Origin of the sequence: Nocardia terrae (genome assembly GCF_009760405.1) — a bacterium.
Taxonomy (GTDB): Bacteria; Actinomycetota; Actinomycetes; order Mycobacteriales; family Mycobacteriaceae; genus Nocardia; species Nocardia terrae.
The window spans coordinates 37,522-57,768 of sequence record NZ_WRPP01000009.1 but is presented as its reverse complement, the minus strand read 5'-3'; the positions used below and the strand labels follow the sequence as shown (position 1 = coordinate 57,768).

General features: G+C 63.0%; 22 protein-coding genes. 15 read left to right on the top strand and 7 right to left on the bottom strand.

All coding sequences use genetic code 11. The annotated features are described in order from the left end of the window. The first annotated feature begins 11 nt into the window (after window positions 1-11). The 4 genes from GPX89_RS34670 to GPX89_RS34655 are packed head-to-tail and all read left to right on the top strand — an operon-like array spanning window position 12 to window position 2,819. Window positions 12-359, top strand: a complete 348-nt coding sequence (locus GPX89_RS34670; RefSeq protein WP_157391975.1) for a hypothetical protein — start codon at window positions 12-14, stop codon at window positions 357-359. Next, window positions 356-1,534, top strand: a complete 1,179-nt coding sequence (locus GPX89_RS34665; protein WP_235948804.1) for a radical SAM protein — start codon at window positions 356-358, stop codon at window positions 1,532-1,534. Before GPX89_RS34670 ends, GPX89_RS34665 begins: the two co-directional genes overlap by 4 nt. Then, on the top strand, window positions 1,531-2,160 hold the full coding sequence (locus tag GPX89_RS34660) for a 3'-5' exonuclease (RefSeq protein ID WP_157391974.1): 630 nt from the start codon (window positions 1,531-1,533) through the stop codon (window positions 2,158-2,160). Before GPX89_RS34665 ends, GPX89_RS34660 begins: the two co-directional genes overlap by 4 nt. Beyond that, the gene (locus GPX89_RS34655; RefSeq protein ID WP_157391973.1) at window positions 2,157-2,819 is read left to right on the top strand and encodes an AAA family ATPase; all 663 of its coding nucleotides are present in this window, start codon (window positions 2,157-2,159) and stop codon (window positions 2,817-2,819) included. Before GPX89_RS34660 ends, GPX89_RS34655 begins: the two co-directional genes overlap by 4 nt. Before the next feature lie 490 nt (window positions 2,820-3,309). On the opposite strand, the gene GPX89_RS34650 is transcribed toward GPX89_RS34655, so the two are convergent. Beyond that, on the bottom strand, window positions 3,310-7,062 hold the full coding sequence (locus tag GPX89_RS34650; RefSeq protein ID WP_198347736.1) for a CHAT domain-containing tetratricopeptide repeat protein: 3,753 nt from the start codon (window positions 7,060-7,062) through the stop codon (window positions 3,310-3,312). 479 nt (window positions 7,063-7,541) lie between these two features. On the opposite strand from GPX89_RS34650, the gene GPX89_RS34645 reads away from it, so the two are divergent. Next, the gene (locus GPX89_RS34645; RefSeq protein WP_157391971.1) at window positions 7,542-8,459 is read left to right on the top strand and encodes a hypothetical protein; all 918 of its coding nucleotides are present in this window, start codon (window positions 7,542-7,544) and stop codon (window positions 8,457-8,459) included. Between the two features lie 234 nt (window positions 8,460-8,693). On the opposite strand, the gene GPX89_RS34640 is transcribed toward GPX89_RS34645, so the two are convergent. Further along, on the bottom strand, window positions 8,694-9,062 hold the full coding sequence (locus GPX89_RS34640) for an ester cyclase (protein WP_157391970.1): 369 nt from the start codon (window positions 9,060-9,062) through the stop codon (window positions 8,694-8,696). Between the two features lie 109 nt (window positions 9,063-9,171). On the opposite strand from GPX89_RS34640, the gene GPX89_RS34635 reads away from it, so the two are divergent. Then, on the top strand, window positions 9,172-9,792 hold the full coding sequence (locus tag GPX89_RS34635; RefSeq protein ID WP_157391969.1) for a TetR/AcrR family transcriptional regulator: 621 nt from the start codon (window positions 9,172-9,174) through the stop codon (window positions 9,790-9,792). A 230-nt stretch (window positions 9,793-10,022) separates the two neighbouring features. Here GPX89_RS34635 and GPX89_RS34630 read toward each other — a convergent pair whose 3' ends face one another. Next, window positions 10,023-10,358, bottom strand: a complete 336-nt coding sequence (locus GPX89_RS34630) for a DUF397 domain-containing protein (RefSeq protein ID WP_157391968.1) — start codon at window positions 10,356-10,358, stop codon at window positions 10,023-10,025. Continuing rightward, a complete protein-coding gene (locus GPX89_RS46065; RefSeq protein ID WP_157391967.1) occupies window positions 10,355-11,224 on the bottom strand; it encodes a helix-turn-helix domain-containing protein in 870 nt (289 codons plus the stop codon). The genes GPX89_RS34630 and GPX89_RS46065 overlap by 4 nt, the downstream gene beginning before the upstream one ends. Before the next feature lie 260 nt (window positions 11,225-11,484). Between GPX89_RS46065 and GPX89_RS34620 the strand changes: the two genes are divergently transcribed. Both GPX89_RS34620 and GPX89_RS34615 read left to right on the top strand, forming a co-directional pair. Further along, window positions 11,485-11,685, top strand: coding sequence for a hypothetical protein (locus GPX89_RS34620; protein WP_157391966.1), 201 nt, complete (start codon window positions 11,485-11,487; stop codon window positions 11,683-11,685). Between the two features lie 71 nt (window positions 11,686-11,756). After that, a complete protein-coding gene (locus GPX89_RS34615) occupies window positions 11,757-12,050 on the top strand; it encodes a hypothetical protein (RefSeq protein ID WP_157391965.1) in 294 nt (97 codons plus the stop codon). Between the two features lie 781 nt (window positions 12,051-12,831). Here GPX89_RS34615 and GPX89_RS34610 read toward each other — a convergent pair. Beyond that, window positions 12,832-13,764, bottom strand: coding sequence for a LysR family transcriptional regulator (locus tag GPX89_RS34610; RefSeq protein WP_157391964.1), 933 nt, complete (start codon window positions 13,762-13,764; stop codon window positions 12,832-12,834). Window positions 13,765-13,968: 204 nt separating this feature from the next. Between GPX89_RS34610 and GPX89_RS34605 the strand changes: the two genes are divergently transcribed. From GPX89_RS34605 to GPX89_RS34590, 5 genes are all read left to right on the top strand, one after another. Beyond that, complete coding sequence (locus tag GPX89_RS34605) at window positions 13,969-14,403, top strand: DUF6817 domain-containing protein (protein ID WP_198347735.1); 435 nt, start codon at window positions 13,969-13,971, stop codon at window positions 14,401-14,403. Next, a complete protein-coding gene (locus GPX89_RS44040) occupies window positions 14,367-14,552 on the top strand; it encodes a hypothetical protein (RefSeq protein WP_198347734.1) in 186 nt (61 codons plus the stop codon). The genes GPX89_RS34605 and GPX89_RS44040 overlap by 37 nt, the downstream gene beginning before the upstream one ends. 72 nt (window positions 14,553-14,624) lie before the next feature. Continuing rightward, a complete protein-coding gene (locus tag GPX89_RS34600) occupies window positions 14,625-15,506 on the top strand; it encodes an alpha/beta fold hydrolase (RefSeq protein ID WP_157391963.1) in 882 nt (293 codons plus the stop codon). After that, window positions 15,503-15,808, top strand: coding sequence for a hypothetical protein (locus GPX89_RS34595; protein WP_198347733.1), 306 nt, complete (start codon window positions 15,503-15,505; stop codon window positions 15,806-15,808). The genes GPX89_RS34600 and GPX89_RS34595 overlap by 4 nt, the downstream gene beginning before the upstream one ends. Further along, window positions 15,801-16,313 (top strand): thioesterase family protein, encoded by a 513-nt coding sequence (locus tag GPX89_RS34590; RefSeq protein ID WP_235948834.1) that lies wholly within the window; start codon window positions 15,801-15,803, stop codon window positions 16,311-16,313. The genes GPX89_RS34595 and GPX89_RS34590 overlap by 8 nt, the downstream gene beginning before the upstream one ends. A gap of 175 nt (window positions 16,314-16,488) precedes the next feature. On the opposite strand, the gene GPX89_RS34585 is transcribed toward GPX89_RS34590, so the two are convergent. Together GPX89_RS34585 and GPX89_RS34580 are read right to left on the bottom strand one after the other, a co-directional pair. Next, a complete protein-coding gene (locus GPX89_RS34585) occupies window positions 16,489-17,409 on the bottom strand; it encodes a TRM11 family SAM-dependent methyltransferase (protein WP_157391961.1) in 921 nt (306 codons plus the stop codon). 36 nt (window positions 17,410-17,445) lie between these two features. Next, a complete protein-coding gene (locus tag GPX89_RS34580) occupies window positions 17,446-18,126 on the bottom strand; it encodes a hypothetical protein (RefSeq protein WP_157391960.1) in 681 nt (226 codons plus the stop codon). 470 nt (window positions 18,127-18,596) lie between these two features. Here GPX89_RS34580 and GPX89_RS34575 point away from each other — a divergent pair, with 470 nt between their 5' ends. Together GPX89_RS34575 and GPX89_RS34570 are read left to right on the top strand one after the other, a co-directional pair. Then, window positions 18,597-19,532 carry a hypothetical protein gene (locus tag GPX89_RS34575; protein WP_157391959.1) on the top strand — a complete coding sequence of 312 codons (936 nt, stop codon included), beginning with the start codon at window positions 18,597-18,599 and terminating at the stop codon, window positions 19,530-19,532. Window positions 19,533-19,588: 56 nt separating this feature from the next. Then, complete coding sequence (locus tag GPX89_RS34570) at window positions 19,589-19,924, top strand: pilin (RefSeq protein WP_235948802.1); 336 nt, start codon at window positions 19,589-19,591, stop codon at window positions 19,922-19,924. Window positions 19,925-20,247 lie beyond the last annotated feature (323 nt).

Here is a 20,247-nt window from a genome sequence, read left to right as displayed (position 1 = left end):
AAGGGGCGACCATGAGGGCGACACCAGATGCGCTCGGCTATCTCCAAAAGCACGTCAGCGGAAACCAGCAGCAATGGGATGAAACTCGAATGCGAAGTCTCGCAGCGAGGCTGGGTTACAACCTTCGCAAGACCGTCGCATTCAGCGAAAACACGCACCAGCCGATCCAGCGGCTGGTCAATGTCGTTCGAAACCTGGGGATCGAAGCGGTCATCGTTCCGGGGCCGCAGCACTTCGACGGCCGAAAAGTTCCCGCGGAGCTCGTGCAAGTCGTGGACGTGATCACCGTCGATCCAGAAGCGACCTACGCACGACGTGCTACCGGAGAGCTGCCCGAGATGAACGGGGTGCAGCGATGACCACCAGTCCGATCGAAGAATTCGTCATCGGACGGCCGCTCCCGATCCTGACCGGGCGGCAGCAGGTTGAACTGCAACCGGCCCTGGCCGACGTCATCGAATACCGCAAGTCCGGCTTGAGCGTCAATTGGATCATCGGCTGCCCGCTCGATTGCTCGTACTGCGTGCGTCACTTCTTCCACAACTTCGAGATGAAGGTGCCGCGGCGACTCATCGACGAGGAAGCGGCCGTGGTGCGGTTACTGACCCACCGCTACTTCCGGCCCCACGTGACGCCGATCCAGCTGCTGAATCGGGCCACCGATCCGATGCTGCCGCGCGTCAAGCCGCACCTGTTCGAGATGCTGCGGCTGCTCGACACCGAAAAACTCACCAACCACGTGCTGGTGATCACGCGCTGGCGAATCGACCCCGAGGACTGCGCGACCCTCAACAGCTTCAACAACATTCGCCTGACCATCCTGGTCACGAATTCCGGCATCGACGACGAACGCATCGAGCCCGTGGACTCGCAGATCGCAGCGACATCGCTGCGAACCGTGTTCGAACACGCGGACCGGTATCGGGTCGTGCACTACTGGCGGCCTATCGTCCCGGGCCTCAACGACTCCGAAGAACACCTGCAGCGTGGGCTGGCTTTGACCCACCACGCCCACGCGACCGTCTTCACCGGCCTGTTCTTCAAGGGCGAAATCCGCGACTACTACCGCGAGAATGGGCTACCCGAACCGTATCTTGAGGGACCGCGACGCAAGATCTTTCCCGAGGACCTCGAGCACCGCATCCTCACTGCCGCAGGGAAATACGGCACGGGTTCTCCGTTGTTCCGCAAGACCTCGTGCGGTGTCACCTACGCTCACGGAGTCGCTGACTACAACGGCCATTACGGCATCCGCGAACTGTGCGACATCTGCCCCGTCGCACAGATTCGACGCTGCGCTGAAGCGTGGAAGCGACCGGATGAAGCGGAGGTCGACGAATTCGCTCGGCAGCTCGGTGGCAAGCTCGTCGAGATCAATGAGCGCGCGATCGTGGTCTCCGGGCTGAACGAGCCGCCGCGCTACTTGATGCAGCATGGCCTGGGTTACCAGGTGCATGACGTCGATAGGCCGCACATCCCGCATCATCACGGCCGCGCCGATATCGGCTGGCCCGCGACCAAGGAGAAGCTGTGACCACCGCGTTTACGGAGATCCCCGCCGCCCTGCGCGGCCACGACATCGCCGTCGTGGACGTCGAAGGCAACGGCCAGAATCCGCCGGAAATCATCGAGATCGCCATCATCCCGGTGGCAGGCACGGCAGTCAGCCCGGACGAGACCCGCTCCTGGCTCATCAAGCCGAAGAACCCGATTACTCCGATCGTGACGCGCAAGGTTCACGGCATCACCAACAACGACGTCGCCAACTGCCCGGAATGGGAAACCGTGTCCCCGGCCGTCGGCCGTGTCATGTTCGGGCGAACCCTGGTGGCGCACAACGCGAATGTCGAGCAGAAGGTGCTCACGGCGCACCTGCCCGACTGGAAGCCCCTCATGGTCCTCGACACCCTGCGCCTGGCCAAGGCGGTATGGCCCGGCCTGAAGAGCTACGCCCTCGACAAGCTCATCGAACATGCCCAGTTGGACATGCGCGGACTCGACGACGACCAGGAATACCACCGAGCCGGATACGACGCCTGGGCCGCATGGCAGCTCCTGTGCCGCCTCGTCCGCGAAGGCGAGCTCGATTGGGACGCAGTCGTCCAGGCCGCCGGCCTGCCGGAGTTCCTGACACCGCCGGAGCCGGAGGGATTGTTTTGAGCACACCGAACGAGGTGGACCGCCCGGTCACCGTTGCGGTGATGGGCACTCACTCCACCGGCAAGACCACGTTCCTGACCCGACTACAAGAAGAACTGCGGCGCAACCGAATCGAGGTCGCCACCGTCGCCGACCTCGGTTACGACGCCATGAAGGCAGGGCTGCCGATCCTCGATCAACACACCTGGGCTTCCACGCTGTGGATCATGACCCGCGGCATCTCCAACGAGCTGGAGGCATGGCTGCATGCCGACGTAGTCCTTATCGACAGAGGCGTCCCGGACGCCCTGGGTTACTACGAAGCTGCGCTGGAATACAGCGGCCGCCAGCCTGATCCTCAGCGAATCAGGCAACTTGAGGAGCTCGTGGTCGGCCATAGCAAGAACTACGACTTCGTCCTCCGCACGGTGCTCGACCCGGAAATGCCGCTAGGCGACAGCAAGCCTCGCGACACCGACCTCCAGTTTCGGGCACTCGCTGGCCAACGGATCGAGGCGGTAATGACTCGTCTGGGCATCGGTCACGATGTCTTGACGTCCGCGAACCATGACCGCGTACTGGTCGACGCAAAGGCCTACATCGGCCTACGGCTGTCGGAGCCGGAACTGGAGATCTCTTGGGACGACGACCCCCCGCCAGCCGCCGCCCCTGCGTCCTGAGTCAGAGGGCCCGTCAAGAAGTCATCCGGATGAATCCGGCGAGTTCTGGCGGGCCGGGCTTGTTTCGCCTCCAGCAGTCCCGGCCGCGTCTGCCTATCACCGCGCAACCACGGTGAACATTTGGAACGGTATGTGCAGCAACGTCATTCCTCGTCTCTCGGCGCAGCGGCAGCGACCTACGCCGAGCACCGACCGAATTGCGCACCGGCCGCGGCTCGCTGGGCGCTGGAATCGGCGCCTGGCCCGCGAGTGCTGGACCTCGCGCAGGGACGAGCAAGCTCGCTGGCACGCTACTCGCGTTGGGCGTCGATGTTGTCGCCATAGGGCCCGACCCTGCCATGCTGAACTGCGCCGCACGGTACCAGCGGTTCGCAGCCTTCCGGGCAGCGCCGAGTCGATCCCGCTGCCCGGCGGGACGCACTATCTATGCCGATTGTCGGCCGATCGCGCACCCAAGGCCGATCGGCATTGAGCGCTTCAGCCGCCCACGTCATGGCCCGATGTGAATGTACGCCGCCCAGTGACGCGGATTGGTGGGATGCTGCATGTATAGAGTCCGCAGTGCTTTGTGGACCGCATAGGCGGCCCGCGCCGGGCTGCCACCAAGGTTGTTGTAGATCGCTGTGGTGATGGTGTTGGCGACGGCGTCACTGATCGGCCACAGAGTTCCGACGACATGTGTGAAGCCTGCAAGGTGAAATGCCCCTGCGATATGGATTGTCTCGTCCAACAGGCTTTCGCCCGCATCAGCAGTCCTGCACGCGGACAGAAAGGCCAGATGTGCCTGCTCAAGATGAAGCTTCACGATATCGGCCACCGAGAGGTCCTCGTCGTAAAGCACTAGGCGACTGGAGGACGGGGCACGGTCACAGATGGCGTGACACGCGAAATGAGCGATGCTCGCCCGCTGAAGCGCGTCTAATACATTGGAACGAGTTGCGTTGGCGTTGGTCAGAATCGAGTCTGCGGCGGCAAGAAGTTCGTGCACCTTTTCAGCCTCGGCAACCGCTGAGTCCAAGATCGGGACTCCTGCCCAATCGCGCTCCAATGCTTTGTCGATCCCAACCACGAGCGATCGCTCTCCTCCGGCATTGGGATTACGCCGAGCCCTGGCATGTTGCAGCGCCCGCAAAGTAGGGGTGTATGAGGAGATTACGAAATCCATCGCACCATGAGGTCGAGTTCCAAGTGCAGCTTCTCGGCTGCTCGGGAACTGGCATGCTGCATGCAACGGCAACAGTACCAGCGGCCCCGTTGGCATCCACCACAGGCGCGGAAGAGTCTCTGTGAGTTCGTTTTTCGGCCCTTGCGTGTATCCCAGGTGGTGCAGGACGGGGCCAGTGATGTTCTCCCAAAGCCATCCGAGCACAGCACGTAGTGCATGATCACGTCCCCAGGCACGAGGAAGGGTCGCAGCCCTGAACATTGTTACCTGTTCCAGAACAGCGATCTGGTTCGCGGCGGGCAGATCGACTAGTTCTACCTCGCCTTTCAGGTTGCCGCATGAATCACTCCCCGATGTGCATATCAGCGCTTTTCCGCTTTCGGCGCCCACGATAATTGCCACGACCGGCCCCTCTGCGGCGAGTAGACCAAGTTCCTCCACGTCGGGCGGAAGCTGAAAGGTCGAGAATCCGGGTAACCGTCGAATTTCGGCCAGAAGTGTGTTGCGCTCGGAATCAAGCCGCCGCCGTTCACGGCTCATGTCTTGCGTTCGGCTCGCGAACTCCGCTGGTGGGTCGATGAAGGAAGCGTTGTCCCGAAGTAGCGCATCGCGAACCTGTGTATAGCGGTTAGCGAGATCGGGGTGTCGTTCCTGCAGTTCTGATATGTCGGTGCGCGCTTCCAGTGCTTGTGTGAGCAATACGCCCCGCCCCTGTTCCAACAAGCTCAGCGCCGCCACTGGGTCACCTGCTTCCGCTGCGGCTTCCGCTGCTCGCGACGCCAAGTCCTTGGATTGGTTCAACAGGTGTTCACGATCCGGGCGCGCCAGCGCCGGACCAGCGATCTGAGGCAGCAGCTCCACGGCCTGACGGTAGGCGTTGGTTGAGGCTCTGTAGTCTCCGCAGAGTTTCTCCGTTGCGCCCCACCCTGCCGCGTTGTAGAGCACGACTTGCAGTGGTGCTGAACGAATTCCAGCTCCTTCGCGATACATCAGCCTGGCGTTGTACAGATCGCGCGAATTGCCTAACAGCTCGAAACGGCGGCGCAAATTCATGCCGAGGTTGTTCAGAATCACTCCGCGATCGGGGTGTTGGGGCGGCAGTATCTCGAGAGCATGCTGTCCGGCGAGCACGGCCGCATCGAGATCGTCGAGTTCGCCGAGATACTCGAATCGTATCCGCAACGCGTATCCCATGAAGTCCAGATACAAGGCTCGCGCCGGATTCCCATCGTTGGAGGATTCGACCGCTTCCCGTGCGACATCCAACATTTCTTCTAGGTATGACCGATCCTCTGTTACGCGAAATTGCGTACGCAGCGCGGCGGCGAAGTTGTGGAGGTATCGTGCCCGATCAGGGTGATCCATTGGAGCTGCGGACACCGCCTGGCGGCCGATCCGCACGGCCTCCGCTAGGTCTAATGCATTATCGAGCCGGTCGAAGCGGCTAAGGAGTGCGATAGCCAGACTATTCAGATACAACGCCTGGTCGTAGTCATGGATCGGGGCACTCTCTACTGCTTGCCTCGAAAGCAGAATTGCTTCTTCCAAGTCTCCGATGTCACCTACGACACGGTAGCGTTCCCGGTACGCGGTTCCCAGATTGTGCAGATGCATCGGCCAGTCGAGGTGGTGTGGTGTGGTGGCCTCTAAGACCCGGTTCGCGACCTGTATCGATTCGTCCAGATCCCGCAGGTCTCCGACGGCCAGAAACCGGTAGTGCAGCGCAGCGCCAAGCCCAGACATAACTATGATCCAGGCAGGGTCATCGTTCGGTGTGATGTCCACGGCGTGGGTCGAGAGCATTACTGCCTCGTCGAGATCTTGCCTGCTGCCGACTCGACTCGCTCGATTCCAAAGTGCGGTTCCGAGTTCGCTGACGAATCCCGCCGAGTCGGCCGAAGCGGGCGGCGCGATCTCTACCGATTTGCGCAGGACGTCCACGGCTTCGTCGATATCAGCTTGATCGCCTACTCGCGTGAAACGAAGGCGCAATGTCGTACCGAGGTTGCACAGGTGTCGTGCCAGATCCGGGTGACCCGCAGGCGTAGCAACGAGGGCCTCGCGCCCGAGACGAACAGCCTCGTCGAGGTCCGCAAGCTCGCCGCTGCGTCCGAAGCGGTGCAGCAACGCAAGCCGAAGGTTGCTCAGGATCCTCGCGGGGACCGGATCATCGACAGCAGCGGTGCCCTTTTGAGACCCGATCCGAATCGCCTCGTTGAGATCATCGATGTTGCCGCGTAGTTCGAACCGATTCGTCAGTGCGTCTGCCAGGTGAAGAACAAAAATGAGGCGGTGGCGGGCACCTTCAGGTACCGCGTCGATCAAGAGCCGCCCGGATACGATCGCCGTATCAAGGTCATCCAGGTTGCCCGAAAGGTTGAATCGGCTCCGCGCCACGGTCGCCAACAGATTCAGACTGGGCGTCCATTCAGGGTGGTCATGTGCAGTGGAATCGACTGCTTGCTGCGCGGTTTCTACGGCTTCGTCGAGATCCACAACGTCCCCGAGCAGGTCGTGCCGAACGCGCAGCATCTCACCCAGGTCATTGAGGTGCTTTGGCCGATTGACGTCGCCCGGACCAGTGGTATCGACCAGTCGGCGGCCGATCCTGATTGCCTCGTCGAGGTCCGCAGAATCTCCAACCACACCGAACCTTCGCCACAGCGCAGTTCGCAGGTAGTTCAGGCGCGTCGCCAGACTCGGGTCCCCCGAGTCCGTTCTGTCGACAGCTTGCCGGTACACAAGTCGCGCTTCGTCCAGGTCAGCCGCATCGCCGGCATGAATCAACCTGATCCACAACGTGTCTCCCAGACTGTCCAAGCACTCGACCTGCATGGGGTGTCCGTCGGGCACAGCCTGTACGGCCAGACGGGCGATCTGAACCGCATCATCGAGCGCAGCCGAATCCTCCTCCAAGGTGAACCGCGCCAAGAACGCAGTAGTGAGGTCGAGCAGCTCCTTCGCGCCACGGGGTTCATCGACTGTGCTGGTTCGTATCGCCTCGACGAGTAACGCGATGGCCTCATCCGCGTACCGGACATCGTGAGCGTCAAGGGCCTTCTGAAGCAGTTCTGCCACATGAGGATTCGAGGCTTCACCGAACCCGTTCAACATCGACCTCTTCCCTGCCGACTCACGGCGCATGATCGGATACTTATTGCACCCTTGTTCAGATGATCACAAGATGGAGCTGGTGGTACCGAGATGACGCCGACGGGTTTGGCCCAACTGTGTGAACTTCTACCCGAATTGCGGCAGGCCGCAGCGAAGCAGGCACGAGCCAATGAGGTGGAAGATCTGGTCGCCGACGCCTCGGCTGGAGTCGATATCACGCATCGGCTGTCGTCATTGCTGCGAGACCTCGACGGTCCTGATCTGGACGAACGGACCAGCTTGCCTGGTCTGGGTTCCTCACGGCCGCTTCGGGAGAGCTTCGAGTGCCCCTACGATCCGGTGTGCGGCAGGCGATCTCAGCGTGAACCCAGTGGACCGATTCCCGAATGTCATCGGTCCCGTTCCAGTCCACGCAACATGCGGCTGATCTAGGGAGTGGCGCCATGTCGACGTTCATAGGTGAGCTGGCGAAGAAGCTGGCCGAGAAGTGGATGACGTTGCTGGTCTTGCCGGGGCTTCTGCTGCTTGCCACTGCGGCATGCGGATACCTGCTCCGCAATCGGAGGTGGAACGACCTCACGGCCCTGACATCGTTACTGAGCGACCGAACGCAGACTGTCGCCGGACGAGGCAATGTCACGGTCGCTCTAGCGGTGGCTGCGGTCCTCCTGGCCGCCGCTGCGGCTGGATTCGCTGCGAACGGTACCGGCTGGGCGATTTCTCACATATGGCTTTCGCACCGTCTTACATGGTTGGGCAAGCCACTCACGTGGTGGCGCAGGCAACGCTGGATCGCCGCCGAACAAGCCGCGTTGGGCACGACTGCGTCACCGACAGCACCCGCCTCAGTGATGCGGTTGCTGTATCGGTGGAACCAGGTCCTTCCAAACGATCCGGCGGTGCGACGCAACCGCATCTGCCTCGCACCGCCACAGCGACCCACCTGGATCGGCGATCGGGTTGCTGCAACCGGGACCCGTGTCGAGAACCAATACGGACTCGATTTGGCGAGTACTTGGCCCCGACTCTGGCCGCTTCTTCCTGACGCGATCCGTACCGACATCACCACTGCCCGTGCCGCATTCGATCAAACGACCACCCTCGGTGGATGGGCGGTCCTTTATACAGTTGTGGGTGCGTGGACGGGTTGGTGGCCCGCTGTCGCTGTAGGAATCGGTACCTTTGTCGCCGCTTGGTACCGGGCACGCTCTGCTATCGCCGACCTCACCGACCTCGTGGAGTCCGCTATCGATCTATACGCCACCACTCTGGCTGATGCGTTGGGCATACCCACGATCGACGGGCACGTTCATCGCCACACCGGCCGCCAGATTACGGCACGCATCCGCAAAGGGACCTGAGCTATCTCATGCAGCACTCGCAGAATTTGGCGCGCTGATCGTAGATCGCCAAGACGACATTGACAGACACCTCAACCTCAATCGCCTCGGTGCCATCCAGGAACGTCCGACCGGTAAAAGCGAATACCAGATGGCGGCGAACGGTTGAGTAGCACGTCGTAGTCACCCGGGGATCGCTGTGCTGAGGGGGATCTCCGCATTGGCAGATACGACGCTGTTCGCGCAGGAACCTTCCTACAGGGTTTCTGCACTGTAGGGCAGTCCCGTACCGACCGCCCAGTTCTCGGCGATTCGGCCGTTGTCGATACGGAAGATCTCGATCAGCATCGGACGCGGTGCGCTGTCCGGGACCGGGATGCCTTCAACCGTCGAGCGAACTGCAACCCGGTCATGGTCGACCAGAACATCTTCGGCGACGACCTGGATGTGGGGGAACTGGCTGACAAGACTGCGCCAGGCGTTCTTGCCGGCCTCGAATCCTGTGGTGCCGAGCGTGTGACTGAAAAAGTCGGGGGTGTGCAGGTCGTCGGCCTGGTCGAACTGCCGCGTGTTGAAGCACTCCTGCAACCGCCGCACAACGGCTCCGGGATCGAGCATGGTCATGAGAGGTCCTCTGCGAGGGAATCCTGGTACCGACTCGCCGTAAACGGTGCGGCGCCCCGGTTATAGAAGTCAGCATACGGGGCGTCGCCCCGGTTAAGCTAGACGTGCGATGAACAAGCAACAGCCCCAGCACATTCCGATCGATTCTACGAATCCGCACAGCATCCCCCGCGGGTTGCGCGCTGACGCACGCCGCAACCGCCAGGCCGTCCTGCATGCCGCACAGCAGCTGTTCGCCAGGGAAGGGCTCAGTGTTCCGCTCGACGAGATCGCACGACAGGCCGGTGTCGGCCCGGGGACTGTTCATCGGCACTTTCCCACCAAAGAGGCGCTTTACCTTGCGGTCTCGATCGATCAGCTCGAAACGCTGGTGGCAGAGGCCGCGGCACTGGCCGATGGCGACGACCCCGCCGCGGTATTCACGCTGCTGGCACGAATGATGGCCAACGGTGCCGAGAACAGCGCTGTCAAAAGCGCGCTCGCCGCTGCGGAGTTCGACCTACGTATCGTGGCACCCGAGGTCGCCACGGCGCTAACCGGTCATGTCTCCGACCTGCTCAACCGAGCGCGTACCGCTGGCCTTGTCCGTGATGACATCACCGTCGAGGAGGTCATGGCACTCGTCGCGGGCGCGTTCACCGCGATCCACCACGCCAACACGCAAACCGACCCAGGCCGCGCGACACACATCGCGGGTATCATCCTCGACGGACTACGACCCCGCTACTAGCCGAACAGAACACCTCTGGTCGAATCCGGGTATCGCTACGCGACACCGTCTGACTATCGTCCACGCCAATGAGCTCTAATCAGCCGGTTCCCGCGCAGTCGGCAGCAGCCATAGTGATCTAGCCGAAGGTCAACAGCCCTGGGCCATCCCGGTCTCATCGTGACGTCGCCTGAAGGCTCTTCGACAGTGGCCCAGGGCATTTCAGCATTCGGCGACCCGACGCCTTGAACCTATTCCGATCTGTCGAACTGCCGGTCGACAACACCCTTCAGGAAGGCATCCCATTCATCTGCGGTGTACTCCAAGGTCTGACCGGGGCTCGTGATCGATGCGCCGCCGTCCTTATGCACCTGCACAGCCAGATCGCCAAGCTCGCCGGAATTGCCTCCAATGGCGAGGTCCAGGAACTGGGTCCAGCGCGCGGACGGGATCATCACTATAGGCCGAATCTCGGATGGCCCAACGTACTTACTGTCCCGGATCAGGACGACATCCGCGCGATGAGAGACCTCGACGCAGCTTTGGTTCGCTCCGCTGTGGGTGGATTTGAAGAATTCGGTGCTCACGTTTGCCCTATCTGACTTGCGATGCGATCGATGAACTGCAGGGAGTCGTCTCCGCTCAGGGCTATTGCCCTGGCTTGCTCGTAGAGGTACTCCAGTGCGTCCACTTTGCGTGGATCTTCGGTGAGTTCCCCATAGATTGCCGTCTCCAACCAGCCTACGGTTGGTAGCCGCGCGCTCTGGAAGTCCAGGAGATGGAACGTTGCCGCGTTCAGTCCGGCGAGCGAGTCGCCGGCCTCGAACGGGATCACCCGCAGGTCAATGGTGTTGGAATGATCCGCGGCGAAGTTCCGCAGGTGCAGCAGCTGTTGCTGGTGCACCTGCGGGCCGCCGACCTGGCACATCAATACGGCCTGACCGATGACCACGGACAACTGCATCGCGTCCGGCGGATCGAGGCGACGCTGACGATCCATTCGGGCGCGCACTCGCTGCTCGGCTTCGGTGGGCCTGGTTGCTGCCGTCGACCGCATGAGGGCCCGTGCGTAGTCCTCGGTCTGCAGAAGACCAGGCACCACATTGGTTTCGAACGTTCTGACAGCGTGAGCTCCCGCCTCAAGCCCATACAGCCGCATCAGCGGTTCGCCGAACAGCGCGCTGTACGCGGCGAAGGGCGCGCGCTCCTTCGCCAGCTCTCGCAAGGCCAGTAGTTCGCGCCGGTCGTCTTCGTCGAACTCCAGCAGGTCGAGGGTCTTCTCGAGCAGTTCGCGAGGGAACAGGAACTTGCCGACGGTCACGCTCGACCAGTACTGCGGCGTGATTCCGAGGGCCTTGGCGATTGCCCCGCCCTTCAAGCCATGTCGTTCAACCTGCTCGCGAATGCGAAGGCGCAACTCCCAATCCGCTACGACCGACGATGTCGCGGCCACGAGCACTCCCTTCCTCAAGGGTGAACTTCTCGCCACACCCTACTACAAACGTGCGCACGATCACGAATCAATATTGGACTGTTTATTTTACTAAAATGACATCGTATGATCTGTGTCACTATTTGCATTCCGATCTGCGAAAACATTGCCGAAGGGGAGCTGTGGTGATGGCCGTACATGTAGCCGGGGCGCTGATAACCAGCGACCAAACGAACCATTCAGCACGATCGGTCGGCCAAGGCGGGTGGGTGGTGTCGTGGATGCCTGGTCGCACCATCACCACAGAACAGGCGGTGGCGGCAATACAGCTGGCCGAAGCCGTCGGCGTATTGGAGGGCCTGGCCAGAACCTTGGGGCTCACGCCGTGCGAGGTCGTCGGCAACGTGATGTTCGAATTCCGCCCCATCGATACCCGCAGCGCGCCGATGCTGACCTCCCACGCGCAGGTCGGGGGTGCGTGATGACCGGTGCCGCAAGCGAGCGCCGACCGTGTGCCTACGCGGTGCTTCGCACGGACAAGTCCGATCAGCTCGTGTCCGTTGAGACCGAGCGCATTTGCGAGCTCGCCGCGCGTCTTGGTTTCGAATTGCGTGGCACCCTCACCACCAACTCCGATGCCGGCTTCGCCCCTCTGTTCGCGAGCTTCGAGCTGTCGGGGATCACCGCGCTGGTGGTGCCCTCGGTCCTGCATGTGGCTGGCTGGATGGACGTTGTCCGAGGCTACGTCGACGTATGGACTCTTGACCCGCTAGGGCGATGGCCGCGCCACTCCGCACCCGGTGTCTCCACAGCGTTTCTGCCCGGTTTGGGCGGTGGCAACCGATGACTCCCAACCTGATGCTGCATCTACACCTGGAGTTCGGGCCGCTGATCGCGGATTTCCAAGGGGGTCAGGAGCAAATCGCGGAAGTCGCGATCGCACTGTCCACTACCGGCCTGGCGGTGACCGTAACCGTTGACGACCGAGTCGAGCCGAGGATGCCGAAACTTCCTTGCTCGTGGCTCTGGGACGACCCGGCAGCGCAGTCCGCCCGGACCGGCCCCAAACAGGGTCGGTCTTCCCTGCTTTCAGAGGTAGATCCACGCGCAAGAGGAGGCTTGTGATGGTTACGCTCGTGATATTCCTGACGGGGGTCGGTGTCGGCGGGTGCATGGCGTGGGCGCTGATGTGCTACACGGCGCTCAGCCCGGAATCCTCGAAGTTGCCGGAAGATTCGGTGCCGGTGCACCGAATCTTGGCCCGGCTTGAACGCGAGGGCTTCAGCACCGTCTCCTCCCGGGCCGTGGTGGCTGCCGGGCGACGGCATAACGGAGGTAGGCCGCGGGCCGCGCTGCCTTCGCAGAATGTCGAGCACGCTCGGTGAAAGGTCAATCCGCACATGTCTGATCGGTCTTGTCGGCGGCGTCCATACGCGGTGCCTCGGTGCGCCGAAGGCTCCAAGGCGTAGACCGTCTTGCGCAGCATCGCTTCCCCTTAGGTGGCCGGAGCGCCCTTGCGGCCCGAGCTTGCCATTAGCCCTGGGCTTGGTCTTCCTGCGCGAATCCCTTTCGAAGACTATGACGTCGGCGCTCCAGGCTGCGGGCCACCAACGCCTGGCACCGTGGAGTTACGTCCCTGGTTCGGACGGCGGACGTGGAACGGTTGAATGTCGTGTGCGGCATTGTTGCTCGACGAGGTCGGCGAACGCGCGGGCCAGCGGGGTGAGGCTGTCCCAGCGCCGGACTGCCCACCCGACAGTCAGGGGTGGGACGAACGGTAGCGGCAGGTAGCGGATTCTGGGCTCGGTGGTGGTGGCCGAGTTGTAGGACAGCGCTGGGACGATGGCGTGTCCGGCGCCGAGCTCGGCGAGAAGCACCGCGGTATTCCAGTCTGTGACACCGGTTTCCGAGGTCAGATGGATTCCCAGCCGGGTCAGTGCGGTTTCGAGGTGACGGCGCGAGGCGGAATGTTGAGGGAGGCGGATGTGCCGGATATCGGTGAGGTCGGTGGGGCTGATGGCGGGGCGGTGAGCCAGTGGATCATCGTCATGGGTTGCCAGCACCCATGGTAGTTCCACGACCGGGCGGAACTCGATGCCCGACACGGTGCCGCCGATGGTCACCCAGGCGAGATCGACCATTCCATCGATGAGGGCGTCGAAACTCTGGCGGCTGGAGGTGGTCGTGCGGAATTCGAGTGCGGCGCGGGGAAACCGCTGGCGGAATTCGGTGATCGCCTCGGACATGAAGTGGCGGATGGTCGTCGCGCCGGTGTGCAGGCGCACGGAACCGGCTTCGCCGCGGGCGAATTCGCCGAGTCGACGCAACGCCAAGTCCAGGCCGGCGATCCCGTCGCTGGCCGCCGCGTACAGCACCAAGCCTTCCGGCGTGGGCACCACACCGTCGCGACGTCGTTCGAGCAGACGGACACCGGTGGCTTGCTCCAACCGTTTCACGTGCTGGCTGACAGCGGGCTGGGTGCACGACAATTCGCGGGCGACGGCACTGAGATTCCCCGCCTGGCAAACCGCCATGAACACTCGCAAGTCATCGAAGGTCATGCGCACCATGACCACCGTAGTTGCGGTCAGGTCCAAGCCGAAGCTTGGGGATTTCCAAGATATTCCGAGAATTGACCACCCTGTGGAGCAGCACGGATGATCATCACGGGCCCAACGGCGGCAACCCGTCCCCGCGTTCCCGGTCCGGACCACACGCGGAGCCCGGGGCGGGTGCCGACCTGCATTCCGAAAAGGAACTCATCCATGCATCAACCGAAACCGACCTCACCCGACTCACGGATCCGACGCTTCCTGCGCGAGCATGGAGCCGACGGGATCGGACCTCCCGGCGGCACCCTATTGGCTCATCTTGAGCGGGTGGCCGACCTGCTCGCCGTGTGGGGTGCCGATGAGGAACTCCGGCTCGCAGGTCTCTGCCACGCCATGTACGGCACCGACGGCTTCAACCAGCCCTTGGTCGACCTGTCTCAGCGGCCAACCGTGGCCGCGCTCATCGGTGACCGCGCCGAAGCCCTCGTCTACTTCTATTGCAGCTGCGACCGGCAGGCGGTATACCGCAACTCGCAACCGCACCAATTGTTTTCACCGACCGATTCAGCGGGCACGGGTTCGAGCCCGCCGACAGCACGCTGCGGGCGTTCATGGAGATCACCGCTGCCAATGAACTCGACGTCGTGATCCTCAATGCGGAACTCGCCGCCGCACATGGCTTCGCGCTGTATCGACTGTTCGACCGAAGCAGGCACTACCTCTCGGAGGCGGCATGGCAGGCATGGCAAGCCCAGTTCGCGGCCAACGACTCCTGGACCGCGTCATACCGCGGCTGACAGACACACGTGGACCGAGCGTCGCCGACGGTGCGCCGGTCCCTGGATTCATACTCACCCGAGGGGGCATACATGGACGCATTGCAACGGTGGCGATCTGGCGGCCAGGTCATCGATGTGACGATCAGTGGCACAGTTCGACGAATCTTCGTGCGGACGGTCGGGACCGGGACGCCGCTGCTGTTGTTACACGGATATCCATCCTCTTCGTTCGAATGGGCCGATATCGAGCCGTATCTCGCGCCGCATCACATGGTGGTGAGTTTCGATTTCCTCGGCTTCGGCGCCAGCGAGAAACCAGCCCGCTATCGCTATAGCATCATCGAACAGGCAGATTTGGTTGAAACCCTCTGCACCGCATTGGGATTGACGGAGGTCACCCTGGTCGCCTACGACTACGGTGCGATCGTCGCAACTGAACTGCTCGCCCGACGCACGCGATGCGCTGTGAGTATCAGCCGCTGCATCCTCCTCAATGCCGGCCTCTACGCCGATAAGTACCGACCACGCCTCGCGCAACGCGCCCTCCTCATTCCCGTACTAGGTGCGCTGCTGGCGCGCGCATTCTCCGAACGTGTGTTCATCAGAGCCTGGAACGAGGTCTTCTCGCCCGAACATCGGCTCGATCCAGACGTGGCGCGATTGCACTATCGCGCGCTGCGGGAGAACGATCCCGACGGAGATATCCATCGAAAACTGTTGCGCTACATACCCGAACGGATAGCACACGCCACGCGGTGGGAGGATGCGCTCACCCGCACCGACGTGCCGATGTCCTACCTGTGGGGCATGGCTGACCCGGTCTCCGGTCGAGCCATTGCTGACGAACTACGACACCGACACCCCGAAGCCGACCTCGTCGAGCATGCCGACGCTGGGCACTGCCCGCATATGGAAATCCCCGAACACATCGCCGCCGACCTGTTGCGTCGCACGATCGGGACACCGCGATGACCACCAATCACAAGCCCGCCGCCCTGTCCGCACACCACCGAGCACTCATCACCTGGCTGGCGGTCTACCCGACCATCACGATCACCCTTGCCTTGATCGGACCCGCAATGTCGCATTTGCCACTGCTGCTGCGCACCCTCGCGCTCACGCTCGTCGTTGTTCCAGTCACCGTGTACGTTCTCGTGCCCGCCTTGACCCAGGCCAGCCATGCCCTGACCACCCGGTTGGTCTCGCAATCGACATCGGGAGAGAATCCACGGTCCCAGGCGGCCACGTATCCCGCATGGGGTGCTGATGACTGACAGGCTCCAGTCACGACCGGCAGATGCCGTGAGCGGTGCCGTGCGAACCTTCGAATGTGACGTCGATGCAACGTGGATCGATATCAACGACCACATGAATGCCCAGTACTACGGGATCGTGGTCTACCGTGCGCATGCCGCCTTCGCCGACGCACTGGGTCTCGGCGACGGATACGTCCGCGCGACCGGGTTCGGGAAGGTCGTCGTGCAGACCGCGATGACCTACGAACGAGAAGTTCGGAACGGGGCACGACTGGCCGTGGATTCCTGGCTCCTGGACGTGGATACCAAGCGCCTGCACTTCTTCCACGAAGTACGCAACCTCGACGACGGAACGCGAGCGGCTGCGTCCGAGCAGCTGGACCTGCACGTCGACCTCAAGACGAGACGAACCACTCCGATGCCCACCGAGATCCTCACCCGGCTAACGCGCTTCGCGGCCGAACAAGCCAAAGCCGGCCGACCCGACGGTGTGGGGCGCACGATTCGTTTTCCCCGGAGTTGACCGGGAAATCTATGCAGCTGGTACCCGCTATGGCCACAACCTCGAAGCGTCAGCCGGGAACAGAACGCTCTCGCCCTGGGCGATGGTCCCGCGAAGCGTCCAGTTCCGTTGTGGGTTGATAAGGCGGCGCGTCGTTGCCCGACGCGGAGGACGCGCCGAGCAACGGCCTACTGCCTCAGGCAGCCCACTCGTACGGAAAGGACCCGGTATTGCGCTGTCCTGCAACCTTTTTCAGAACGAGCACATCCTCGTGGGCGATCAGCTGGACGGGAAGACCAGCGGCGCGCTTCTTTGTGATGAGGTCGCGTTGGAAGAAGCTGCTGTGGGCGATGAGATCGCCCTCGCCAATTCTTCCGAGCAGTGCCACACAGCGTTCGACGGGTTCGAGTCCGGCCAGCGCCGCGCACGTGAGTAGATGCGAGGGCAAGTCGACCAGCTCGGTGTGTTCGCGCCAAGGGCGCGCGGTTATGACGATGTGCCCGCCTGGGCGCAGGTAGGTGGCGCAGGCGGTGAGGATGCGGGTGAAGCCGGACAGCAGTCGTCCGAGTCCGACGTTGGCGAGGTTGCCGCGGTCGAGTGCGGAGCCGTAGCGGTAGTCGGTCTTGTGGACGCCTTGTCCGGGTATGACTTTCACTTGGCCGTGGGTGGCGGCGCCGTAGGGCGGTGAGGTGATGATCAGATCGATGGTGCCGAGGTACTCGGTGGGCAGAGTTGTGGCGAGTTTGCGGGCGTCGCCGGTGTAGACGGTGGCGGCCTGGTCGCATCCGGCGCTGCGAGCGAGTTCGATGTTGGCGCGGGCGATCTCGGCCCATCGCTTTTCGTATTCGTTGCCGAGGGCGCGGCGGCCGAGGTGGAGGGCTTCGACGAGGGTGGTGCCGATGCCGCACATGGGGTCGAAGACGAGATCGCCCGGGTGGGTGTAGTGGGTGATGGCGTGGGCGGCGATGGCGGGGAGCATTTTGGCCGGGTGGGCGGTGCTGTCGGGGTGGTAGCGGCCTTTGCGTTGGGCGGCGGGGGCCTGCTGCGCCGTGGCCCATACCGTGGACGGTGCGGGAACCGGCGGGGATGCGGGGTTCGGTGTGGCGCTATTAGTCATGGGATTTCCTCGCTGGTGTCGATGAATTGGGTGTGGTCATGCGACCTGGTCAAGGGTGGTAGCGGGGTGTCTGGCTTCGGGGTTGAGGAAGACCGAAATATCGAGGTGTCCGTTGAGGTGTCGGCCGGAGTGCGCGCCGGATACTTCGGTGGCGGTGACCGTGTCTCCTTCGAGCGGAACAGAAACGATGTGGGACAGGTAGAGCAGGTCGGCGGCTTGGGCTGCGGCCACGACGGGACCTGTGGGGTCGATCAGGCGACCGTGGGAGTCGTTGCTGTGGCGGGAAATCACCGCCAGGATTCCGCGTGCGCAGAGTTTCTCGTCCGCCCCGAAAGCCAAGCGGGCGAGAGTATCGGTGTCGACGGGGCTGGGCATCGGCGGCAGCAGGCTCGCCACGATGAGATCTGCGGGGTCCTCGGCCCGGGGAGTCGCTAGTGGGCACGCCGCGGTGCCGGTTGAGGTCGGGGGAAGGTGATGGCGCAGCTCGGTGGCCAGGCGTGTGACCACTCGGGGAGCGAGGGCTTCCTGCTGGGGAGTCAGGGCCGCGAGTAGGAAGAATCCCTTGGGATTCATGAACTCGTGGATTGCGCGCGCGAGCACCCGCAGCGGCCCGTAGCCGGTGACGGCCAGAGGTGCGGGTCCGGCGTTCCAGATGCTCGTGGGGATGGGTGCCGAGGATGTAGCTGGGCGACGTCGGCGGGGCTGGGATTCGGTCATGAGGGACGCTCCTTCGAGGCGTGCAGAAATTGCGTTTTCGTGACCTCAGTTGCCAGGGACCCCTCGATTTGCGACAAACGATTTCGAGCAAACCCTCTCCGTTTTTGCGTCCGCGTGGGCTTCGGAATCATGCGATCCGCGATAACACTCAGCCCACCTCAAGATTGGCTCGAAAAGTGTTTGCGAATTTTTCCGACGCTCCCGATTCGGCATTTTGAACTTCAGTCGGTTAGTTTTCGGTTAGTGCCCACCAGGCACACACAACACCAGGTAAACCGCACTCTCTGTCTCCTAGATCCGCCAGTTGATCCCTTCTGGCAACAGGTGATATGTGCGCCTACCGGGGGTTATTTGGTGGCGTCCCGGGGGTTGTTTGGCGGCATTTTGGTGGCGGCCGATCTGTGTCCTCGATGAGTCAATTTGGTTCGTTCTCAACGAGGAGATGAATGGTCATGAATTCACGAGATGGAATGAGTGATGCGCAGGGTTACGTGAAAGTCGTCTCGCCGTTGATGGTGGTGCGCTCGACTTTCGATGCGGTTGCCGCCGATCCGGTCGGATTGCCGCCGGAATGTGTGATCGCGCTGGGCGGTCCGGTGGCGAGTTGGGGCCGGTTGCGGGAGGCGTTGTGCGATCCCGGGTTGCCGTTGACGACGGTCGACACGGTCTGGGTTTGGCTGGTGCGCTATGCCCGCCAGGACGCGGACGCGCTGCGCTGCGCTGGTGTCGCGTTGCCGATGCTCTCAGCAATGGCGCGGCGCGTCAGTGGCCGCGCGGTCCGGGTGCCACATGATGCTGAGTCGCAAGTACTGGCCGCGTTTTTGTCGGCGCTCGGCCGGGTGGATCTGGGTCGGCCGGGAGTGTGGCCTCGGCTGCGGTGGGCTGCGTTCGTTGGCGGTCGTGCGTGGTTGCGACACGAGGTGGCCACCGCTATACCCGCACTGGGGCTCACGACTGCGGGCGAAATACGCCAGTCCGCGCGGCAGGTGGCCACTGCCCCACCCGGACATCCGGAACTGCTGCTGTTGCAGGCGGTCGCGGAGGGTGTGCTCGATTCGGATTCTGCGGGGTTGATCGCGGCCACCCGGTTGCAAGCGCAAACCCTGGCCGCGGTGGCCGCCGAGATCGGTCTGCCCTACAAGCGGCTCGAGAAGCGTCGCTCACGTGCCGAGGCCCAGCTAGCAGTGTGGCTGCGCGAGCGGCTGGCCGATCAGCGCAGCGACCACTCCAGCGTGGTCGAACAGCACGCGATGGACGCGGTAGCGCGCTTGAGATCTCGCACTGCGCAAATTCGCCCCGCCTCGATGTCGCAAATGGGGGTGTCGCTGGCAACTACACGGCGCGCGAGGACCACTCGGATCCCCGCATTTCCAACTCCTGCGGAGGTGAATCGCCGATGCGCGTAACCCCTTTTCTTCCCCTCTCCTCACCCGGCGTCCGGGCCTGTCCGAACCGGCCCTGCATGGGTGCGGCCCGCATCTTGGTGTGCATCTTCGCGTTGGGCTGTGCGTTGATGTACGCGTCCGGATCGGCTGCTGCACAGCCGGTCTCGGTGCTCGCGGTCGCCGGATCATTCGAAGAGGTTCTGAATAATCTGCGTAACTGGCTGATCGGGATCCTCGCGGCGATCGCTACGGTTTGTCTGACCATCGGCGGCACCCGCTACCTGATCTGCTCCGGTGACCCGGGCGAGGTCGAACGCGCCAAGGTCGCGCTCAAGGCCGCGTGCATCGGCTACGCGCTGGCGATGCTGGCTCCGCTGGTAGTGGCGGTCCTCAAGCAGATCGTGGGCGGCTGAAATGCCCGCCGCAATCCGCTCCGGTCCACGCTGGACCCGACGCGCGCTGCTGCTCGCGTTGGTTGTGTTGGCTGCGATCATGTTGTGGGGCAATGGGATCGGCGCGGCCGAACCCACGACGCCCGCACCGCCCCTACCCGTCCCTACGGCACCGCCTACATCGGCACCGACGACGTCGGGGGTGCCCGCGCCCACACGCCAGCCCGCCCCGCAGCCCGCAAACCCCGGGGAATCGGCGGGGTCAGGTAGCACCAAGCGGGACTGCGGAATCACCGAAATCGACGCGTGCGTCTCAAACGCGATCGACGGATTCTTTCGCGGCC